Annotated in this window: 19 protein-coding genes and 1 pseudogene; 10 read left to right on the top strand and 10 right to left on the bottom strand. The window is 66.8% G+C overall.

Annotated elements, in window-relative coordinates; all coding sequences use genetic code 11:
- Positions 1-324: 324 nt before the first annotated feature.
- Positions 325-852 (top strand): inorganic diphosphatase, encoded by a 528-nt coding sequence (gene ppa / locus ACT2FV_RS28930; protein ID WP_011885693.1) that lies wholly within the window; start codon positions 325-327, stop codon positions 850-852.
- A gap of 56 nt (positions 853-908) precedes the next feature.
- Here the strand turns inward: ppa and ACT2FV_RS28925 are convergent, their stop codons facing one another.
- Entirely contained in the window at positions 909-1,790 is an 882-nt protein-coding gene (locus tag ACT2FV_RS28925; RefSeq protein WP_444505241.1) for a GIY-YIG nuclease family protein, read from the bottom strand.
- Positions 1,791-1,870: 80 nt separating this feature from the next.
- Between ACT2FV_RS28925 and ACT2FV_RS28920 the strand changes: the two are divergent.
- Positions 1,871-2,077, top strand: a pseudogene (locus ACT2FV_RS28920) (fibronectin type III-like domain-contianing protein); the annotation flags it as partial.
- A 39-nt stretch (positions 2,078-2,116) separates the two neighbouring features.
- On the opposite strand, the gene ACT2FV_RS28915 reads toward ACT2FV_RS28920, so the two are convergent.
- Complete coding sequence (locus ACT2FV_RS28915; RefSeq protein ID WP_444505240.1) at positions 2,117-3,298, bottom strand: GNAT family N-acetyltransferase; 1,182 nt, start codon at positions 3,296-3,298, stop codon at positions 2,117-2,119.
- A gap of 109 nt (positions 3,299-3,407) precedes the next feature.
- Here ACT2FV_RS28915 and ACT2FV_RS28910 point away from each other — a divergent pair, with 109 nt between their 5' ends.
- Together ACT2FV_RS28910 and ACT2FV_RS28905 are read left to right on the top strand one after the other, a co-directional pair.
- Positions 3,408-5,129: an NAD+ synthase gene (locus ACT2FV_RS28910; protein ID WP_124621656.1), complete on the top strand. Its 1,722-nt coding sequence runs from the start codon at positions 3,408-3,410 to the stop codon at positions 5,127-5,129.
- A gap of 83 nt (positions 5,130-5,212) precedes the next feature.
- Complete coding sequence (locus tag ACT2FV_RS28905) at positions 5,213-5,551, top strand: P-II family nitrogen regulator (RefSeq protein WP_006398637.1); 339 nt, start codon at positions 5,213-5,215, stop codon at positions 5,549-5,551.
- A gap of 141 nt (positions 5,552-5,692) precedes the next feature.
- On the opposite strand, the gene ACT2FV_RS28900 is transcribed toward ACT2FV_RS28905, so the two are convergent.
- Together ACT2FV_RS28900 and ACT2FV_RS28895 are read right to left on the bottom strand one after the other, a co-directional pair.
- Entirely contained in the window at positions 5,693-6,772 is a 1,080-nt protein-coding gene (locus ACT2FV_RS28900; protein ID WP_059603994.1) for a porin, read from the bottom strand.
- Between the two features lie 574 nt (positions 6,773-7,346).
- Entirely contained in the window at positions 7,347-8,273 is a 927-nt protein-coding gene (locus tag ACT2FV_RS28895) for a LysR family transcriptional regulator (protein ID WP_151051057.1), read from the bottom strand.
- A gap of 136 nt (positions 8,274-8,409) precedes the next feature.
- Between ACT2FV_RS28895 and ACT2FV_RS28890 the strand changes: the two genes are divergently transcribed.
- Positions 8,410-8,907: a GNAT family N-acetyltransferase gene (locus ACT2FV_RS28890; RefSeq protein ID WP_059603708.1), complete on the top strand. Its 498-nt coding sequence runs from the start codon at positions 8,410-8,412 to the stop codon at positions 8,905-8,907.
- A gap of 56 nt (positions 8,908-8,963) precedes the next feature.
- Here the strand turns inward: ACT2FV_RS28890 and ACT2FV_RS28885 are convergent, their stop codons facing one another.
- From ACT2FV_RS28885 to ACT2FV_RS28870, 4 genes are all read right to left on the bottom strand, one after another.
- A complete protein-coding gene (locus ACT2FV_RS28885; protein WP_059527484.1) occupies positions 8,964-9,743 on the bottom strand; it encodes an ABC transporter ATP-binding protein in 780 nt (259 codons plus the stop codon).
- 18 nt (positions 9,744-9,761) lie between these two features.
- Positions 9,762-10,475: an ABC transporter permease gene (locus ACT2FV_RS28880; protein ID WP_124621664.1), complete on the bottom strand. Its 714-nt coding sequence runs from the start codon at positions 10,473-10,475 to the stop codon at positions 9,762-9,764.
- Positions 10,472-11,161 (bottom strand): ABC transporter permease, encoded by a 690-nt coding sequence (locus ACT2FV_RS28875; RefSeq protein WP_059603702.1) that lies wholly within the window; start codon positions 11,159-11,161, stop codon positions 10,472-10,474. Before ACT2FV_RS28875 ends, ACT2FV_RS28880 begins: the two co-directional genes overlap by 4 nt.
- Positions 11,162-11,389: 228 nt before the next feature.
- On the bottom strand, positions 11,390-12,166 hold the full coding sequence (locus tag ACT2FV_RS28870) for an ABC transporter substrate-binding protein (RefSeq protein ID WP_059603989.1): 777 nt from the start codon (positions 12,164-12,166) through the stop codon (positions 11,390-11,392).
- 369 nt (positions 12,167-12,535) lie between these two features.
- Between ACT2FV_RS28870 and ACT2FV_RS28865 the strand changes: the two genes are divergently transcribed.
- Positions 12,536-13,234, top strand: a complete 699-nt coding sequence (locus ACT2FV_RS28865) for a pirin family protein (protein WP_151051068.1) — start codon at positions 12,536-12,538, stop codon at positions 13,232-13,234.
- Positions 13,235-13,304: 70 nt separating this feature from the next.
- On the opposite strand, the gene ACT2FV_RS28860 is transcribed toward ACT2FV_RS28865, so the two are convergent.
- The gene (locus tag ACT2FV_RS28860; RefSeq protein WP_124621666.1) at positions 13,305-13,856 is read right to left on the bottom strand and encodes a Spy/CpxP family protein refolding chaperone; all 552 of its coding nucleotides are present in this window, start codon (positions 13,854-13,856) and stop codon (positions 13,305-13,307) included.
- Positions 13,857-14,080: 224 nt separating this feature from the next.
- On the opposite strand from ACT2FV_RS28860, the gene ACT2FV_RS28855 reads away from it, so the two are divergent.
- The gene (locus ACT2FV_RS28855) at positions 14,081-14,806 is read left to right on the top strand and encodes a response regulator (RefSeq protein ID WP_059603692.1); all 726 of its coding nucleotides are present in this window, start codon (positions 14,081-14,083) and stop codon (positions 14,804-14,806) included.
- Positions 14,790-16,106: an ATP-binding protein gene (locus ACT2FV_RS28850; RefSeq protein WP_174920138.1), complete on the top strand. Its 1,317-nt coding sequence runs from the start codon at positions 14,790-14,792 to the stop codon at positions 16,104-16,106. Before ACT2FV_RS28855 ends, ACT2FV_RS28850 begins: the two co-directional genes overlap by 17 nt.
- Positions 16,107-16,146: 40 nt before the next feature.
- On the opposite strand, the gene ACT2FV_RS28845 is transcribed toward ACT2FV_RS28850, so the two are convergent.
- The gene (locus ACT2FV_RS28845) at positions 16,147-16,413 is read right to left on the bottom strand and encodes a double-stranded DNA-specific endonuclease (protein ID WP_014896379.1); all 267 of its coding nucleotides are present in this window, start codon (positions 16,411-16,413) and stop codon (positions 16,147-16,149) included.
- Positions 16,414-16,918: 505 nt separating this feature from the next.
- Here ACT2FV_RS28845 and ACT2FV_RS28840 point away from each other — a divergent pair.
- Entirely contained in the window at positions 16,919-18,676 is a 1,758-nt protein-coding gene (locus ACT2FV_RS28840; RefSeq protein ID WP_124621670.1) for an ABC transporter permease, read from the top strand.
- Between the two features lie 22 nt (positions 18,677-18,698).
- Positions 18,699-20,036 carry an ABC transporter ATP-binding protein gene (locus ACT2FV_RS28835; protein WP_059680481.1) on the top strand — a complete coding sequence of 446 codons (1,338 nt, stop codon included), beginning with the start codon at positions 18,699-18,701 and terminating at the stop codon, positions 20,034-20,036.
- Positions 20,037-20,410: the final 374 nt, after the last annotated feature.

The following is a 20,410-nucleotide window of genomic DNA, read 5'->3' as shown; positions in this document are numbered from 1 at the left end:
CTTACTCGGGTCCCATGCTTCGCGGTCGATCCGAGTTAGCGCTTCAGTACTTACTCGGGTCCCATGCTTCGCGGTCGATCGGACTTGGCGTTTCAGCGCTTGGTCCGGTCCCATGCAAATCTGTCGGTGCTTCAGCGGTTCCCGGATTCCATGAACGTCGCCCGTGGTTCGGCGGCCGGACATCCGGAACGATTATCGCGCCGATCGTCATCCGGACGCCACCGGTCGATTGGCTATAATGGCGCATTCCCTGCGGGGACGCCCGCGGCGGTGCATCGGCCGCGGCGCCCTGTCCTGAATTCCCATCGACCAACAGAGAGCGCTATGAGCTTCAATCATGTTCCGGCCGGCAAGGACCTGCCGCACGATTTCAACGTGATCATCGAGATCCCCGCGCAAAGCGATCCGGTGAAGTACGAGGCGGACAAGGAGCTGGGTCTCCTCGTCGTCGACCGCTTCATCGGCACGGGCATGCGCTACCCGGTGAACTACGGCTACATCCCGCAGACGCTGTCGGGCGACGGCGATCCGGTCGACGTGCTGGTGATCACGCCGTTCCCGCTGCTGGCCGGCTCGATCGTGCGTTCGCGCGTGCTCGGCATGCTGCAGATGACCGACGAGTCGGGCGTCGACGCTAAGCTCGTCGCCGTGCCGCACGACAAGGTCTGCCCGATGACGGCGAACCTGAAGTCGATCGACGACGTGCCCGAGTACCTGAAGGACCAGATCAAGCACTTCTTCGAGCAATACAAGGCGCTCGAGAAGGGCAAGTGGGTGAAGGTCGAAGGCTGGGCCGGCATCGACGCCGCGCACAAGGAAATCGCCGACGGCGCCGCGAACTACAAGAAGTAAGCCGGCAGGCCGGCCTCGCGGCCGGTTCGTTCGGAACGCAAGCCGCGCGTGTCTCCTCAGGAGGCCGCGCGGTTTTGTTTTGCGCGCGGGATGGCGTGTGCGAGGGTTTTCTTGCGCGCCGCAGCGGGCTGGGCGCCCGCACTTGCCGCAGTCTTCGCACGTTTCGCTTCCGTTGCGCGGCGTGCGGGGGCAACGGGGGCAACGGGGGGCGCGACGGCCTCGATGATTTCGGCGGCGCCCCTCCTTGCCGACGAACGCCCGCGCGCCGGGGCGGAAGCAGGGGCGGCGCGTCCGTCCGCGGCGGGCTTGCCGCCGGCTGCCGCCGCTTTCCGTTTGGGCGATGCGTTCGTGACCGGCTTGCCCCGTTTTGCCGGCGTGCCGCGCGAGGCGGTCTTTTTCCCTTCCGTATCGTCGGCGGTCCTGGCACGTTTCAAGGTGACCGGCGAGGCTTTTGCCGACGTTGGTGCCGTTGCGGCTCGTGCGTGCTTCGGGGTTTTCGCGGCCCCGGGCTTTTTTCCGGTAGTTCCGCTCTTCGCGGCTTTATCGCGAGCCCCTCTGGTTTCGGCCGGCTCGTTCGCAATGTCGGCGCGCTTCGCCTTCACCTTCTTCCTTCCGCGTGTGCCGTCCTGCGGCTCGGCGGCGTCGACGTTTCCGTCGAGCGACATCCCGGCCGGCAACACCGATTCGAGCGTCCTGATCCCGGCCGCCAGCTCGCGTTTCTGCGCGGCCGTGAGCCGCTTCACCCAGTACTCGGCGCGCGATGCGATCGACCGGTCGGGCAGCGGGAACGATGCGAGCACGGCGCGCGGCTTGCGCGAGCGCGTATAGCGCGCGCCCTTGCCGGACGCATGCTCGTCGAAGCGCGCGGCGACGTCGGTCGTGATGCCCGTGTAGACGCTGTCATCGGCGCACTCGATCAGATACAGAAACCAGGACATGGGAAGGCGGCGGGATGCGAAGCCGTCAGTGTCTCAGAAATGGCGTGCGTCAACGCCACCGATCGCCGTGACCGTCGCGCAAGCGGCTCGTCGGCTGGATGAAGATTGCGCTGCAGCCGGGCGAGGCGCGCACCGTCAGCATCGCGGTGCCGGCGCAGCGCTTCGCGGTCCGGGATGCGAATGCGCACGCGTGGCGGATCGGTGCAGGCAGTTGCGGGCTGTCGGCGGCCGCGTCGTCGCGTGACCCGCGGGCGGTGTCGCAGACGGTGACGCACGTCGCGCACTGAAGAGGACGGGCAGATGGTCGCTGTGCAGGTGTGCCGATGCTACCCGGCGCCCCGCCGGAACGGATCGTGTTCGCGCAGCTCGTCGACGTACGCGTGGATATGCTCGGTCTCGCGTTCGAGAAAGCGCGCGACCGCATCGGAGAACGCCGGATGCGCGAGCCAGTGCGCGGAATGCGTGACGGTCGGCAGGAAGCCGCGCGCGAGCTTGTGCTCGCCCTGCGCACCGCCCTCGAACGTGTCGAGCCCGGCCTCGATGCAGAACTCGAGCAACTGGTAGTAGGCAGTTTCGAAATGCAGGCAGGGCACGTGTTCGAGCGCGCCCCAGTAGCGGCCGTACAGCGTGCCGCCGATGCCGTTCGCGCCGCGCCGGTACACGGCGAGCGAGCTCGCGATCGGCTTGCCGTCGGCCTCGGCGATCACGAGCAGCAGGTTCTCCGGCATCGTCGCGCCGATCGCGCGGAAGAAGTCGAGGTTCAGGTACGGGCTCGAATAGTGCTCGCGGTAGGTCTGCCGATAGCAGCGCGTGAAGAAGCGCCAGTCGGCGTCGGTGATCTGCTCGCCGGTGAGCCGCCGGAACGTGACACCGGCATCGCGCACCTTGCGCCGTTCCGCGCGGATGTTCTTGCGCTTCTTCTGCTCGAGCGTGCCGAGGAAGTCGTCGAAGTCGCGATAGCCGTCGTTGAGCCAGTGGAACTGCACGCCTTCGCGCAGCATCATCCCCATCGATTCGAGCAGCCGCGCTTCGTCGCCGGTCGGGAACAGCACGTGCAGCGACGACACGTCGCTCTGCTCGGCGAACGCCAGCAGCGTGGCCGCGAGCCGGCGGCGTGCGTCGTCGTCGGCGGCGAGCAGGCGCGTGCCCTGCACGGGCGTGAACGGCACCGCGCACAGCAGCTTCGGGTAATAGGGCAGGTTGTTGCGCTGGTACGCGTCGGCCCACGCCCAGTCGAACACGTATTCTCCGTACGAATGCTGTTTCGCGTAGACGGGGGCGGCGGCCGCGAGCCGGCCCGTGCGCGCGTCGGTCAACGTGACGAAGTGCGGCGACCAGCCGGTGTCGTCGACCGCGCAGCGCGCGACGTGCAGCGCGTCGAGGAATTCGTGGCGCAGGAACGGCGTCGGCTGCGCGTCGCGCTCGAGCAGCGCGTTCCATTCGTCGGCCGGCACCTCCGCGGGGGACGACAGGATGCCCGTGCGATAATCGATGCGTTCGTGTTTCAAGCGTGAATCCGTACTGTTGGATGCCGCCGGATGCGTGCCGCCGTGGCCCGCGTCCGGGACGATTTCGTCAGCCGTTCAGGGCGCGCCACCGGGCTGCGCCAATCCCGTCATGAAGACCCGACTCGCTCTCGCCCAGATCAACGTCACCGTCGGCGATTTCGCCGGCAACGTCGCGCGGATCGTCGCTGCCGCCCGCGCCGCGCACAACGATGGTGCGCACCTGATGATCGCGCCCGAACTCGCGCTGTCCGGCTACCCGCCGGAAGACCTGCTGCTGCGGCCCGCGTTCTACACGGCGGCGGCCGCCGCGCTCGACACGCTCGCCGATGCGCTGCGCGCGTTCGACGGGCTCGCGGTGCTGGTCGGCCATCCGTTGCGGAGCGCAGGCGGCGATGCGTCGGGCGGCGATCCGCACGCGCCAGCCGTCGATGGTAATGCAAACCGCCCGATCGAGCGCGGCGTGCCGCCGACCGACACCTACAACGCGGTGTCGCTGATCGTCGGCGGCGAGATCGTCGGTACGTACCGCAAGCAGGATCTGCCGAACGCAGACGTGTTCGACGAGAAGCGCTACTTCGCGACGGACACCGAGCCGCTCGTGTTCGAGCTCAACGGCGTCAGATACGGCGTGATCATCTGCGAGGACGCCTGGCATGCGTCGGCCGCACAGATCGCGAAGGCTGCGGGCGCGCAGGTGCTGCTGATCCCGAACGGTTCCCCGTACCACATGAACAAGGAAGCGCTGCGCATCGACATCCTGCGCGCGCGGATCCGCGAAACCGGGCTGCCGATGGTGTACGTGAACCTCGTCGGCGGCCAGGACGAGCTCGTGTTCGACGGCGGCTCGTTCGTGCTCGACGCGCAGGGCGCGCTCGTCGCGAAGATGCCGCAGTTCGACGAAGGGCACGCGATCGTCGAATTCGACGGGCCGCGCCCGCTGCCCGGCGCGATCGCGCCCGAGCTGCCGGTCGACGCGCAGGTCTATCGCGCGCTCGTGACCGGCGTGCGCGACTACATCGGCAAGAATGGTTTTCCCGGTGTGCTGATCGGGCTGTCGGGCGGCGTCGATTCGGCGCTGGTGCTCGCGGTCGCCTGCGACGCGCTTGGGCCGGAGCGCGTGCGCGCGGTGATGATGCCGTCGCGCTACACGGCCGACATCTCGACCACCGACGCGGCGGAGATGGCGCGGCGCGTCGGCGTGCGTTACGACGAGATCGCGATCGCTCCGATGTTCGACGCGTTCCGTGCGGCGCTCGCGGGCGAATTCGCGGGCCGCGCGGAGGACGCGACGGAAGAGAACATCCAGGCGCGCATCCGCGGCACGCTGCTGATGGCGCTGTCGAACAAGTTCGGCTCGATCGTGTTGACGACCGGCAACAAGAGCGAGATGGCGGTCGGCTACTGCACGCTGTACGGCGACATGGCCGGCGGCTTCGCGGTGATCAAGGACATCGCGAAAACGCTGGTCTACCGGCTGTGCCGCTATCGCAACGCAACGACAGACTACGAACTGCGCGACGTGATTCCCGAGCGGATCCTGACGCGCGCGCCGTCGGCCGAGCTGCGCGAGAATCAGACGGACCAGGACAGCCTGCCGCCGTACGACGTGCTCGACGCGATCATGCGGATGTACATGGAGGAGGACCGTCCGCTCGCGGAGATCGTCGCGGCCGGCTATGCGGAGGCCGACGTCGCGCGCGTGACGCGACTCATCAAGATCAACGAATACAAGCGCCGCCAGGCGCCGATCGGTATTCGCGTCACGCATCGCGCATTCGGGCGCGACTGGCGCTATCCGATCACGTCACGCTTTACCGAACGTCTCGACTGAGCCGTGCTGGGCCGTACGCGGCCGGCCGGCTTACAATCGGGATCGCGATTTTGCATCCAAACGAGCATTGAGGGACAACCATCATGAAACGCATCACCGCCATCATCAAGCCGTTCAAGCTGGACGAAGTCCGCGAAGCGCTCGCCGAAGTGGGCCTCACCGGCCTGACCGTGACGGAAGTGAAAGGCTTTGGCCGCCAGAAAGGGCACACCGAGCTGTATCGCGGCGCCGAATACGTGGTCGACTTCCTGCCGAAGATGAAGATCGAGGTGGTCGTCGCGGAAGCGCAGGTCGACCAGGTGATCGATGCGGTGATCGGCGCGGCGCGCACGGGCAAGATCGGCGACGGCAAGATCTTCGTGTCGGACGTCGAGCGCGTGATCCGCATCCGCACCGGCGAAGAGAACGAAGCGGCGGTCTGAGCGCCGCATCGGGCCGTGGATCGCTCGATCCCGGCTCGCCAATAAAAAACGGTGCGGATACCCGGTTGGGTACCGCACCGATACGCGCCTCTCGCAGCAGCGTGGAAAGTGTTGTCGAATCGTTCTCTGGACGGCGCCTGATCAGAACAGGTGCTGGATGCCGGCGTAGACGCCGGTCTGGCTGCCGCCCGGATGCGGGTTGCCCGTCGAGACGGCCGTGCCGGCGCCGTTCGCGTTCAGGCCGAAGTTGGCCGTCGAGCTGTTGCGCACCGTCGCGACCTGCACGTCGAACAGCGTGCGCTTCGAAATGTTGTACGAGCCGCCGACCGTGTAGATGTTCGCGTTGCCGCCGCCGTGGTTGGCGTTCACGTGGTACACGGCCGCGATCAGCGCTGCCGCCGGCGTTGCCTGCCACGTCACGCCACCCCAGACCTGCTGGGTGCCGGTGATGCCGTTGTTGACGGCCGGGCCGCCGCTGCCGTCCGCGTGCGACGACTGGTAGGCCGCCTGCACCTTGAACTGGCCGAGGAACACGTTCACGCCCGCGAAGTATTCACGCGAGTAGTTGAACACGTCCGAGAAGCGGCCGTTGCTGTCGCGCGTTTCGTCGTAGATGCCGCGCAACTGGAACAGCGAGTTCGTGTAGGTAACCTGCGCGCCGGCTGCACGACCCGGCTGGCCGGCCGTCGTGTTGCCGTTGAAGCTGGTCGAGTTCGAGAACGCGAACTGGCCGTAGAAGTCGAAGCCGTAGAACTGCGGCGACTGGTACGACACGTTGTTGCTGGTCTTGTTCCAGTTGCGGCCGCGCACGAGCGATGCCGACGACCAGCTCGACTGGCCCAGCGGATCGAAGTCCCACACGCCGTTGGCGATCGCGAGTTCGCGACCCAGCAGCAGCGTACCGTAGCGGTCGTTCGAAATGCCGACGGTCGCGAAACGATCCCAGATCGAGCCGCTGAAGCCGCCCGTCATCGTGTTGAACGCGCCTTCGAGGTGGAACAGGACCTTGTTGCCACCGCCGATGTCCTCGCTGCCCTTCAAGCCCCACAGGCTCGTGCCCCAGTCGCCGCTTTCCGCGCGCACTTGGTGGCCGTTTTGCAGGCCGTTCAAGTACTCGATGCCGGCATCCAGACGGCCATACAGCGTGACGCTGCTCTGCGCGTGCGCCGTAACCACCCCAGCAGCCATCAGCGCGGCCGCGACCAAAGCTTTCTTCATCATCTCCTCCATACCCTGTCAAAAAGTCAACCCAGACTGCACGAGATGCCCGGAGCAGCGAGCGCCGGGCAAAAGCGAAAAGCGGGATAACCAGGGAGACCTCGTGCAGGGCCGGTAAGCGCGGCACGCGGGCAAGCGGACGGAAAACCGTTGAGCGGTCCCGCGCGGCCGGGTCGGCTTGCGGGGTCTCCTTGTTGTGTCGTGAAGCTAAACTACATTTCACGAACTTCGTTTTGCTACTTTGGTTACTAATTTAGCAAAAATACAATTTTGTGGCGACGGAAATCGTTGTTTGACTAACACGTGTCGCCAATTTGCCATGCAACACGGTGCGCGGCGGGCATCGCGGAGCCGGTCGATTACCGGAAAACCCTTGTCCGGCAAGGCAGACATGGATTCCGCGGCGATGGGTCAAGGATTGCCACTATTGACGTTGCCGGAGCGCGAGCGTAAGCACGGAAGCGACAAAATTGGTAAGTATTTCGTAATAAGTAGGCGGCGGCCTGCTGCGGCCGGCGTGATGCCGGAAACGGTCGGGCGGCAGGGTGGCAGCGCCCGTCGTACAAGCGTTTCCGACTCAACCTTGCTCGGGCCGTGCGGCGAGCAATTGCGCGTGAAGCCATCGGTGCGCGTCGCTGCGCGCGTGCTTCGCGTGCGAGTAGACCTTCACCGTGTAGCGCGGGATCTCGAACGGCGCGGGGAAGATGCGGATCGGCGCCGCGTGGCGCAGCGCCTGCGCGGCACGGTTCGGCACCGTCATCAGGAGTGCCGATTCCGCGATCACGAACGGTGCGGCCAGCACGCTCGGCAACTGCACGGCGACCTGCCGTGCGAGGCCGAGGCGGTCGAGCACGTAGTCGATGACGCCGCGCGACTCGTTCCACGGCGTGACGACCACGTGGCGTGCCGCGAGGTACTGGTCGAGCGTCAGGCGCCGGTGGATGTCGGGATGCGTGGCGCTCGCGATCACGATGTAGTCGTCCGAGAACCAGTCGAAATCCTCGATACCCGGCGCGTCGGCGGCCGACTCCTCGTGATAGCCGAGCGCGAAGTCGATCCGGCCGGCCGCGAGTTCGTCGATCGAAATCTTGCGGTCGGAGTGGACGACGCGGATCCGCAGCCGCGGCGCGACCTGCTCGATGCGCGCGAGCAACGCCGGCAGCACGGCGAATGCCGTGTAGTCGCTCGCGGCGAACACGAACGTATGGTCACTTTGCGCGGGATCGAAGCGGCGTGCGCGGGCGAGCCCCCTCGACATCGTGTCGAGCGCATCGCCGGCCCAGGTGGCGATGTCGTCGGCGCGCACGGTCGGCTGCATCTCGTTGCCGAGCCGCACAAACAGCGCATCGCCGATCGCGTCGCGCAGCCGGGCGAGCGCGTGGCTCAGCGCGGACGGGCTCATCGCCAGCTCGTGCGCGGCCGCGGCGACCGACCGGTGGCGGTACAGCGCGTCGAACGCGAGCAGCAGGTTCAGGTCGAGACGGCGCAGGTCGGGATGCATCATGTTCATGTCAGGATGACGAAACTGCACTTCCTGCAGTTGAGCCGTGAACGTAGCATGTCGATCTGTCCGACGCCAGGCGCGCTTGCGCGGGTGCCGCATTCCGTTTTCAATCCGGGCCGAAGGAGGGCTCCCCACCGTGCAAATCGACATTCGTTCCGCCACCGTCGCCGACGTGCCGCAAATCCTGCGTTTCATCACCGAGCTGGCCATCTACGAGAAGGCGGAGCATGAAGTGGTCGCGACGCCCGCGTCGCTCGAGCGCAGCCTGTTCGGCGAAGGGTCGCCCGCGCGCGCGCTGATCTGCGAGGTCGACGGCGAGCCGGCCGGCTTCGCCGTGTATTTCTTCTCGTATTCGACGTGGCTCGCCCGGCAGGGGCTCTATCTCGAGGATCTGTACGTGTCGCCGCGCTTTCGCGGCGCGGGTGCCGGGCTGCGGCTGCTGAAGGCGCTCGCGCGCATCGCCGTGGACACCGGATGCGGGCGCTTCGAATGGAGCGTGCTCGACTGGAACGAGCCGGCGATCCGTTTCTACGAGAGCGTCGGCGCCGCGCCGCAGAGCGAATGGGTGCGTTACCGGCTCGCGGGCGATGAACTGCGCGCATTCGCCGACAGCGAACCGGTGAGCGCCGCGTAAACGCAAAACGGGCGCCGCGCGGCGAACCGCGGGCGCCCGTTCGCGTGTCGCGCGCGTTACTTGAGACTACCCGACAGGAACCCGCGCAGGCGTTCGCTCTTCGGGTTGGCGAACACCTCGGACGGCACGCCTTCTTCCTCGACGCGCCCCTGGTGCAGGAACATCACGTGATTCGACACGTTGCGCGCGAAACCCATCTCGTGCGTGACGACGATCATCGTGCGGCCTTCCTCGGCCAGCTTCTGCATCACCTTCAGCACTTCACCGACCAGTTCCGGGTCGAGCGCCGACGTGGGCTCGTCGAACAGCATGACGTCCGGATGCATCGCCAGCGCGCGCGCGATCGCGACACGCTGCTGCTGCCCGCCCGACAGGTGCGACGGATACTGCTTCTCGACGCGCGGCGCGAGGCCGACCTTTTCGAGATACTCGCGCGCACGGTCTTCGGCTTCCTTCTTCGGGATGCCGAGCACGTTGACGGGCGCTTCCATCACGTTCTCGATCACGTTCATGTGCGACCAGAGATTGAAATGCTGGAACACCATCGACAGCTTGGTGCGCACGCGCTGCAGCTGCTTCGAATCGGCCGCGCGCAGCGCGCCCGTCTTGTCCGGCGTGGTGCGCACTTCCTCGCCGTCGACGATGATGCGGCCCGCGTTCGGCTGCTCGAGGAAGTTGATACAGCGCAGCATCGTGCTCTTGCCGGAACCGGACGAGCCGATCACGCTGATCACGTCGCCCGAGTTCGCTTTCAGCGACACGCCCTTGAGCACCTCGTTGTCGCCGTACCGCTTGTGCAGATCGTCGACGAAAAGCTTCTGAGTCTGGGAATTCATCAATAGTCCTGCGAAAACTTACTTGCCTTGCGGGCGCAGATACGCGAGCCAGCGACGCTCGGCCTGGCGGAACAGCCACACGAGCGTGAACGAGATCACGAGATAGAGCAGGGCGGCGATCCCGAATGCGTGGAACGACATGTAGGTCGCCGAGTTCACGTCGCGCGCGATCTTCAGGATATCCGGCACGGTCGCGGTGAACGCGACGGTGGTCGCGTGCAGCATCAGGATCACTTCGTTGCTGTACAGCGGCAGCGCGCGGCGCAGCGCCGATGGCAGGATCACGCGGCGATACATCGTGAACGGCGTCATCCCGTATGCGCGCGCGGCTTCGATCTCGCCGTATGACGTCGCCTTGATCGCGCCCGCGAAAATCTCGGTGGTGTACGCGCAGGTGTTCAGCGTGAACGCGAGCAGCGTGCAGTGCATCCCGTCGCGGAAGAACGCATCGAGTAGCGGCGTGCCGCGCACGACCTGCAGGCTGTAGAGGCCGGTGTAGCAGAGCAGCAATTGCACGTACAGCGGTGTGCCGCGGAACACGTACGTGTAGAGCCACACGGCGCTCGACAGCCACTTCCTTTTCGACACGCGGGCTACCGCGAGCGGCACCGACAGGCAGAAGCCGAGTCCGATCGACACGACCAGCAACCACAGCGTGATTGCGACGCCGGTGATCCGGAAGCCGTCGGTGTAGAGGTAGTTGCGCCAGTATTCTTGGATGAGTTCGATCATAGGTCAGCCTTGCGGACACCGGTCGAGTAGCGCTTTTCGAGCCACATCAGCACGAAGTTCGAGATCGTCGTGATGGCGAGGTAGACCGCTCCCGCGATCAGCGTGAAGAAGAAGAACCGCAGCGTGCCCTTGCCGGCGTCCTGCGACGCCTTCACGACGTCCGCGAGGCCGATGATCGACACCAGTGCGGTCGACTTCACGAGCACCTGCCAGTTGTTGCCGATGCCCGGCAGCGCGAAGCGCATCATCTGCGGGAACATGATCCGAGTGAACACCTGCCAGTTGGTCATTCCGTACGCGCTGCCGGCCTCGAGCTGGCCGCGCGGCACCGACAGGAACGCCCCGCGGAAGGTCTCGGTGAAGTACGCGCCGTAGATGAAGCCGAGCACGAGCACGCCGGCGAGGAACGGGTCGATGTCGATCTGGTCCCAGCCGAGTGCATCGGTCGCCATGTTCAGCCAGATCTGCAGGCTGTAGAACAGCAGCAGCATCAGCACGAGGTCGGGCACGCCGCGGATCAGCGTGGTGTAGACGGTGCCGGCGCCGTGCGTGAAGCGGTTGCGCGACAGCTTCGCGCCCGCGCCGAGCAGGCCCAGCAGGAACGAGAGCGCGAGCGAAAGCACCGCCAGTTTGACGGTTTGCCAGGTGCCTGCGAGGATCAGCGGGCCGTAGCCTTGTAGAAACATATGTGGTCCCTGGTGTGGTCCCGGACGGCGCACGCGGTGCGCCGCGAAAGACGCGCCCGCCAAGCTGCGCGGAACGCCCCGTGCGTATCATGTCCGTCCGCCCCCGGCAACGGTGCCGGGCCAGCCCGTCGCGGGGAGCGGCGGGCGAGGCGCGGGCGGCGCGTGGTTGACTGCCTGTACTACCGGACGCGGGGCGCCCCCGCATCCGCTTCCCGTCATTGTCGGCGCTCAGCGAGCCGAGTAGACGCTGAACGAGAAATACTTGCGCGACAGCCGGTCGTACGTGCCGTCCTTGTGCATGTCGGCCAGCGCCTTGTTGATCTTGAGCTTCAGGTCCGTGTCTTCCTTGCGCAGGCCGATCGCGGTGCCGTCGCCGATCGTCTTCGGATCCTTCACTTCCGGACCGGCGAACGCGAAGCCCTTGCCGCGCGGCGTGCGCAGGAAGCCGTAGTCGGCCTGCAGTTCATCTTGCAGCGTCGCGTCGAGGCGGCCCGAGCCGAGATCGGCATAGACCTGGTCCTGGTTCTGGTAAGGAATGATCGTCACGCCTTGCGGTTCCCAGTACGCCTTCGCGTAGGATTCCTGCGTCGAACCTTGCTCGACGCCGACGTGCTTGCCCTTGAGCGACGCGACCGTCGGCAGCAGCGGCGAGCCGGCCTTCGCGATCATCCGCGCGGGTGCGTCGTACACCTTGTCGGAGAAGTCAATCTGCTCGCGACGCTTGTCCGTGACGGTCAGCGACGACACGATGACGTCGTACTTCTTCGCCTTCAGCGCGGGAATGATCCCGTCGAGATCCTGCGCGACCCACACGCACTTCACGTTGATGCGCTTGCAGATTTCCTTGGTGAGATCGACGTCGAAACCGACGATCTCGCCGCTCGGCGCGGTCGACTCGAACGGCGGGTAGCTGGCGTCGACACCGATCCGCACGGTCTTCCACTCTTTCGCGAAGGCGCTGCCCGCCACGAGGGCGAGGGCGGCGCACAGGGCGGCCTTCTTCATTTCCATCCTTTTGTCGCTCACTTCCGGGAGGGCGCTCGCGGCCGGTCGGGCCGGGCGCCGCGGCGTATTCTAGACGGCCAAAATTCGTGTTTCGGCGCGCTGGCAACGGCGCTCGCCGGACGGGCGAACGCCAAAAGGGCGGTATTTTACCCGAACGCGATACCCGGAAAACGGCAATCCGGCGTGACCGATGGATTCTTCGATCTGCTCGTTGCGGCAATCGTGGTATTCGCAACGAGCATTGCGTCGATTGGTTTCGTGAGTGCAACGATGCGGTGCGCGGACGGCGGATTGTGGCGCGCTTGGCGCGCCCCTACAGTGCAGGTAAACCCGAAGAAAGAATGTCTGCCCTGCCGGAGTGCCCGCCCCATGTTCCAGATCCGCCGCGCCGCCGACCGCTGCCACACGCGCCAAGGCTGGCTCGAGTCGAGTCACAGCTTTCCGCTTGTCGGCCACGCCGAGGCCGCGCATCCGCCGTTCGGCGCGCTGCGCGTGCTGAGCGAGGACCGGATCGCGCCGACGCGCGGCTTCGGGATGCAGCCGCGCCGCGACCTAGAAATCGTCACCTACGTATTGGACGGCGCGCTCGCGCATCGCGACAGCCTTGGCAACGGCGCCATCGTGCGGGCCGGCGGCATCCAGCGGATGAGCGCCGGCACGGGGCTCATGCACAGTGAAACCAATGCGTCGCGCGACCGGGTGCTGCATCTGCTGCAGATCTGGCTGCAGCCGGCCGAGCGCGGCGGGCGGCCCGGTTACGCTCAACGGCGTTTCGCCGACGACGAGAAGCGCGGCCGCCTGCGGCTCGTCGCGTCTGCGGACGGCGACGACGGCGCGCTGTCGATCGGTGCGGATGCGCGGATCTTCGTGGGGCTGCTTGACGGCGACGAGGAGGTGGCAATCGGCGTGCCGGCCGGACGCGGTACTTATGTGCACGTCGCGCGCGGCGACGTGGAAGTCAACGGCCACGCGCTGGCCGCGGGCGACGGCGCGCGGATCGCCGGGGTGGACGCGATCGCGTTCGCACGCGGCCGGGCGGCCGAGGTGCTGCTGTTCGACGTCGCCTGAAACGAAACAGGGGACGCGAGCCGAGTACCCGCGTCCCCCGCGATGCCGCCCGGGGAGGCGGCCCGCCGGCTTACTGCGCCGGCGCCGACGCGGCCTTTGCCGCGCGGTGCTGCTGCCAGCGTTCCTTCATCGTCTCGTGACGCTGCTCCATCCGCGCGAATTGCTGCTTCAGCGCGGTGCTGACCGTCGTTTTCTGCTGGTCGTTCAGTCCGTTGTAGAACGCGAGCCAGGCGGCCGAACTCTGCTCGCGCAGCTGCGCATTCTGCTGCTCGGCCTGCTGGCGGGCGGCGTGCATCGCGTTCAGGTCGAGGATCGGCTGATTCTGCTGTGCCTTGAATTGCTCGCGCATCTGCTCGTGGCTCTTGCGCATCGCCTCATGGTTCTGCTTCATCGTGTTGACGGCCGTCTGCCATTGCTGCTCCTGCGATGCGTTGAGCTTCAGCTGATCGTGCAGCTTCATGATCACGCCGAACGGGCCGCCGTCATGGCCGCCGTGCATCTGGTGCATGCCGGGGCCGCCCGGCGGCGGCATGTCGGTGGGCTGCGCGGCATGCGCGGTGCCGAATGCGAGAGCGAGCACGGTGGCGGCCGCAATGGCCACGCGGGAAGTGTTCTTATACATTTCAGAAACTCCTGTATCCAAAGGGTCCGGCGATGCGGTGCGCGGGTGACGCGTGTGCCGCATCCGGTAAGACGCAGGTTAGCGGCGCGTGCCCCGGCGGGTGTTACGTGGGGTGGCTGCCGGGTTACGGTGCATTACAGTTCCCTTGCGTCGTAACCCGCAGTAACCCTTTCGTTCCTTTGAACCGTTCTTCGACTCCGCGCTCGCGCGGTAAACTTCGAGCCATGACTACCCAGATCCTCATCGTCGACGACGACCAAGAACTCCGTGACCTGCTGCGCGACTATCTCGTGCGCCAGGGGATGGAAGTGTCCGTGCTGCACGACGCGGCGACGCTCGAGAAGCGTCTCGAGCGCGAGCGGCCCGACCTGATCGTGCTGGACCTGATGATGCCCGGCGTGGACGGCCTGACCGCGCTGCGCCAGCTGCGCGCGGCCGGCGACGACATCCCCGTGATCATGCTGACGGCGCGCGCGGACGACGTCGACCGCATCGTCGGGCTCGAACTCGGCGCGGACGACTACCTCGGCAAGCCGTTCAACCCGCGCGAGCTGCTCGCGCGCGTCCAGGCCGTGCTGCGCCGCCGCCGGGCGACGCCGTCGGCGGCGGCGCCCGAGCAGCGCGAGCCGTTCGCGTTCGGCCGCTTCGTGCTCGACTTCCAGGGGCGCACGCTGTCGGTCGACGGCAAGCCGGCGACGCTGTCGAGCAGCGAATTCGCGCTGCTGAAGATCTTCGTGAACCACTCGCTGCGCACGCTCACGCGCGAGCGGTTGCTCGAGCTGCTGCACGGGCCCGAGTACGACGGCACCGACCGCGGCATCGACGTCCAGGTGTGGCGCCTGCGCCGCATCCTGGAAACGGATCCGTCGACGCCGCGCTTCATCCAGACGGTCCGCGGGCGCGGCTACGTGTTCGTGCCCGACGGCGAGGCCCATGCGCAAACCCATTGATTCACTGTTCGGACGGCTGGCGCTGCTGGTCGTCGGCGTGCTGCTCCTGTCGCACTTCGCGTGGTTCTTCGCGATGCGCCTCGAGCGCAGCCAGATGCAGACGCGTTACGCGGTCGAGGAGGCCGCCTTCCTCGTCGACGCCGTGCGCCAGCACGTCGAGCGCACGCCCGACCAGCCGCTGCCGTCACGGGTGCGGCTGGTGTCGCCGGACAGTCCCGACGTGCCGACGAGCGCAGGCTCGAACCTGCCGGCGCCGCTCAAGCGTTTCCGCGACGACGTGAGCGAGCGCATGCCGGCCGGCACCCGGGTCGAGATCGGCGCGCCGGGCCATCCGCCGGTGCTGTGGGTCAAGGAACCGACCGATCGCAACTGGATCGTGGTGCCGGTGCAGCCGCTGCGCCCGCCGCGCTCGCTCGACCGGATGCTGCTGTGGCTCGGCACGATCTTCTCGGCAGGCGTGATCGCCGCGCTGTTCGCGGCCTGGCAACTGCAGCAGCCGCTGCGCTCGCTGGCGCGCGCGGTCGCGCGCTTCGGCCGCGGCCAGCCGGTGCCGCCGCTGCGCGAGCGCGGCCCGCGTGAGCTGCGCCAGCTCACACACGGCTTCAACCAGATGGTGGAACAGGTGTCGCAGGCCGAGAGCGATCGCGCGGTGATGCTGGCCGGCGTCGCGCACGACCTGCGCACGCCGCTCGCGCGGATGCGCCTGCGCGCGGAAATGATGGACGACGCGCGGCTGCGCGACGGTGTGGTGCGCGATGTCGACTCGATGTCGCACATCGTCGACCAGTTCCTCGTGTTCGCGCACGGCGGGGCGGACCGCAGCGAGCCCGTGCCGGTCGACCAGACCTGCGAGCGGATCGCGCGCAGCTATCGCGCGGTCGCACCGAACGCGCCGGCGGTCCAGACGCATCTGGCCGCCGACGAAGGTTTCTGCCTGCCGACCGCGACGCTCGACCGGATCCTCTCGAACCTGCTGGACAATGCGCATGCGTACGGCGCGCCACCCGTGCTCGTCGAGACGGCGCGTACGCCGACGGGTTACGTGCTGTCGGTCAGCGACAGCGGCGGCGGGATCGCGCCGCGCGACCTCGCGGCCGCGACGCGGCCGTTCGTGCGGCTCGACCCGGCGCGCGGCGGCAACGGCCACAGCGGGCTCGGGCTCGCGATCGTCGAGCGGTTGGTGCTGAGGCTGGGCGGGGCGTGCGAGATCGGCAATCGTCCCGAGGGCGGCCTGCGCGTGGCGATGACGTTCCCGTTCGACGCGGTGCCGAAGGACGAACTGCACGCCCAGGCCGCATAAGCGGCGGATGCGGCGCCTGCCGGGCAGGCGCCGCGTGGCATCATTCGCCGAACAGCGTGCCGAGCGTCTCGGCGGCGTTGCTGTCGATGGTGTTGTAGGTCACGCTCGTGGCCTCGAAGATATAGACGGTCGTGTAGCGGCCGAGGCGCTCCAGAATCTCCTCCTGCAGCGATTCCGGCACGATGTTCATGTTCAGGTACCATGCCGTCGACGACAGCCGCGTCTGGAACGACCCATACTCCTGCATCAGCTCGTAGAACGCATCGGCATCCTGATCGCGGCAGACGATCACCAAGTTTCCTGCCATTCCCTTCCTCCCGCTGGTCGGTCGATCCCTGGCGGCTGTGGTCAACACCGACGCCAGGGGCTAGCCCCGATCATACCTGCTTCGCCGCAATCGTCCGCTGACGTCCGGCATGGTTTGCGTCCGCGTGCGGTTGGCGGGTTCCCGGCCGGCCCAGATCACGGCATAATTCGGGGCCTGCATGCCGGCCGGAGGACCGCGGTCGGGCTGCTCCGTATCCCACGCCTGTTGTTCGCCCGCGTGCCGGGCACGATCCGTGCGCCGTTCGCGCGTCGCGCGGCCCCGCGCCGGCCCCGGACGGTTGAACCTGAAATACAGGTTGGTGTAGTGTCGTGCCGTCGCGGCCCGACTCGCCGCGCCGGGAGCGCAGCCTGCACGCACGGCGCCTCGCGCCGGCGTCAGATCGTGAATCAATCGAATTACCGCGTCGAATTACCGCGCCCGTGCGCTTTGCCATGAATCAACATCGTCTGCCGGCTTCGTTCGGCCTTACCGGGGAGGGCGCCTGATGGACGTCGGATTCTTCAATCCGAACCGGACCGCCAACGCGTCCGCGTGGCGCGTTCTGCCGAACCGGTGGGACTTCATCGCGTTCCCGCTGATCATCTGCCTGATCGCGATGGCGGTCGTCGGCTTTCATGAAACGATGGCGCCGATCGGGACCCTTCAGACCCAGAAGATCTCGCTCGATCCGTCGAACCTGCCCGAATACGCGTTGCGCACCACGCTGCGGATGCTCGCCGCGATGGTCGCGTCGCTCGCGTTCACGCTGATCTACGGCACGCTCGCCGCGAAAAGCCGCCGCGCCGGCATGGTGCTGATCCCGATCCTCGACATCCTGCAGTCGGTGCCGGTGCTCGGCTTCATCTCGTTTACGGTGACGTTCTTCCTCGCGCTGTTCCCGAGCCGCGTGCTCGGCGCCGAACTGGCCGCGATCTTCGCGATCTTCACGAGCCAGGCGTGGAACATGACGTTCAGCTTCTACCAGTCGCTGCGCACGGTGCCGCGCGATCTGGACGAAGTGTCGCGCGGCTTCCACCTGACGTCGTGGCAGCGGTTCTGGAAGCTCGAGGTGCCGTTCTCGATGCCGGGGCTGATCTGGAACATGATGATGTCGATGTCGGGCGGCTGGTTCTTCGTCGTCGCGTCGGAGGCCATCACCGTCGGCAACCAGACCATCACGCTGCCCGGGATCGGCGCATATCTCGCCCAGGCGATCTCGGACAAGAACCTCGGTGCGATCGGCTGGGTGATCCTGACGATGACGGTGGTGATCCTGGCCTATGACCAGTTCCTGTTCCGCCCGCTGATCGCGTGGGCCGACAAGTTCCGGATGGAGAACACCGCGTCGGGCGACGCACCGCAATCCTGGCTGCTCGACCTCGTGCGCCGTACGCGCCTGATCCATCAGCTGCTCGTGCCGGCCGGCTGGTTCTTCGCGAAGGCCGCGCGGATTCCGCTGCGTCTGCCGCTGTCGGGCGCGATGCGCTTCACGCTGCCCAAGGTCGAGAAGAAGGCGTCGCGCACGGTCGACATCGCGTGGGCGGCGTTCTTGCTGCTCGGCACGGCCTATATCGTGTGGCGTGTCGTCAGCTTCGTGTCGACCGGCGTGACGATGGCCGAAGTCGGCCACGTGATCATGCTCGGGCTCATCACACTGCTGCGCGTGGTCGTGCTGATTTCGATCGCGTCCGTGATCTGGGTACCTGTCGGCGTGTGGGTCGGGCTGCGCCCGAAACTCGCCGAGAAGCTGCAGCCGCTCGCGCAGTTCCTCGCCGCGTTCCCGGCGAACCTGCTGTTCCCGGTGTTCGTGATCGTGATCGCGCGCTTCCATCTGAACGCCGATATCTGGCTGTCGCCGCTGATCGTGCTCGGCACGCAGTGGTATATCCTGTTCAACGTCATCGCGGGCGCGACGTCCTATCCGAACGACTATCGCGAAGCCGCGACGAACTTCCGGATCCGCGGCTGGCAGTGGTGGCGCCAGGCGATCCTGCCCGGCATCTTTCCGTATTACGTGACCGGCGCGATCACCGCATCGGGCGGCGCGTGGAACGCGAGCATCGTGTCGGAAGCGGTGCAGTGGGGCACGACCAGGATCGAGGCGCACGGCCTCGGCGCATATATCGCGCAGACCACCGCCGCCGGCGACTTTCCGAAGATCATTCTGGGCATCGCCGTGATGTCACTGTTCGTTACCCTGTTCAACCGCCTGCTGTGGCGCCCGCTGTATGCCTTCGCCGAAGCGAAGCTGCGGCTCGACTGAGACCGATTGAGAGCGAAACGCGATGCACAATCCGAATGCCATAAACGCCCCCGTCCAGACGTCCCAGCCGCCGCGCCTCGGTGAGGAAATCCTGCGCGTGGATCACGTCTGCCGCGGCTTCAACAAGACGCAGGGCGAACTGCTCGTGCTCGACGACGCGAACCTGTCGCTGCGCGAAGGCGAGATCGTCGGGCTGCTCGGTCGTTCGGGCTCGGGCAAGTCCACGCTGCTGCGGATCATCGCGGGGCTGATCGAGCCGACCGGCGGTGAAGTGACCTATCTCGGCAAGCCGCTGACCGGCCCGGCCGAAGGCGTCGCGATGGTGTTCCAGACCTTCGCGCTGTTCCCGTGGCTCACCGTGCTGCAGAACGTGGAAGCCGGGCTGGAAGCGCTCGGCGTCGGCGCACGCGAGCGACGCGAACGCGCGCTCGCCGCGATCGACCTGATCGGTCTCGACGGCTTCGAGAACGCCTACCCGCGTGAGCTGTCGGGCGGCATGCGTCAGCGCGTGGGCTTCGCGCGTGCGCTCGTGGTCGACCCGACGATCCTGCTGATGGACGAGCCGTTCTCGGCGCTCGACGTGCTGACGGCCGAAACGCTGCGTACCGACCTGCTCGACCTGTGGACGCAAGGCCGGATGCCGATCAAGTCGGTGCTGATCGTCACGCACAACATCGAGGAAGCGGTGTTCATGTGCGACCGGATCCTCGTGCTGTCGTCGAACCCGGGCCGTGTGATCGCCGAGATCAAGGTGCCGTTCAAGCATCCGCGCAACCGCCTTGACCCGGCCTTCCGCAAGCTCGTCGACGACATCTACGCGAAGATGACCGCGCGCCAGACCGGCGAGGCGACGAAGAAGGGGCTCGAGCTCGGCAGCTGGCTGCCGCAGGTGTCGACCAACCTGATGGCCGGCCTGATCGAGACGCTCGCGATGGCGCCGTATCACGGTCGCGCCGACATGCCCGAAATCGCACGCACGCTGCATCTGGAGGTCGACGACCTGTTCCCGATCGCCGAAGTGCTGCAGTACCTCGGCTTCGCCGACGTGCGGGAAGGGGACGTGTTCCTGACGCCGCCGGGGCGCGTGTTCGCGGAATTCGGCACGCAGGAGCGCAAGCTGATGTTCGCCGATCATCTGCTGAAGCACGTGCCGCTCGCCGCGCGGATCAAGAAGGTGTTGAACGAGCGCCCCGGCCATCGCGCGCCGCGCGTGCGTTTCGAGCAGGAGCTGGAGGATTTCCTGTCGGACGGCGCGGCCGAGGAAACCCTCGACGCGGTGATCGACTGGGGCCGTTACGGCGAGATCTTCTCGTACAACGACCAGACCGAAATCTTCAGTCTCGAGGACGTCGAGTCCTGATTCGGTCGGGGCGATTCCGGTGCATCCACCGGAATCATCCGGATGCTCGCTGCGGCGGGATTCGGCCGCGATGGGCCAAGAGTCTGCGGCCCGATCCTGGCGTCCGCAACGGGCGCCGGGTCATGGATCACCTGATTGTCGGATCGTGGCCCTGCGGGGGCGCTGCGGATGGCGTTCGCCGAGGATTCGCGCGCCCGGTTTCACTCTTCGACGGCAATGCTTCGTTCACTTCCGACGCCGTCCTTCTCTTCACCACGCGTTGAATGCCTACCGCATCGGTGCCGCGCGCTTCGACCGGCGCGCGATCGCACCCGTCCACCAGCAATAAGTATCGGGGATCGATCTGCTGATCGATCGGACTGCTTTCGGCGCCG

Origin of the sequence: Burkholderia sp. PR2 (assembly GCF_052372875.1) — a bacterium.
In the GTDB taxonomy this organism is placed as follows: domain Bacteria; phylum Pseudomonadota; class Gammaproteobacteria; order Burkholderiales; family Burkholderiaceae; genus Burkholderia; species Burkholderia diffusa.
Note: the sequence above shows the minus strand (reverse complement) of the source record. Positions and strands in the feature narration are given on the sequence as shown.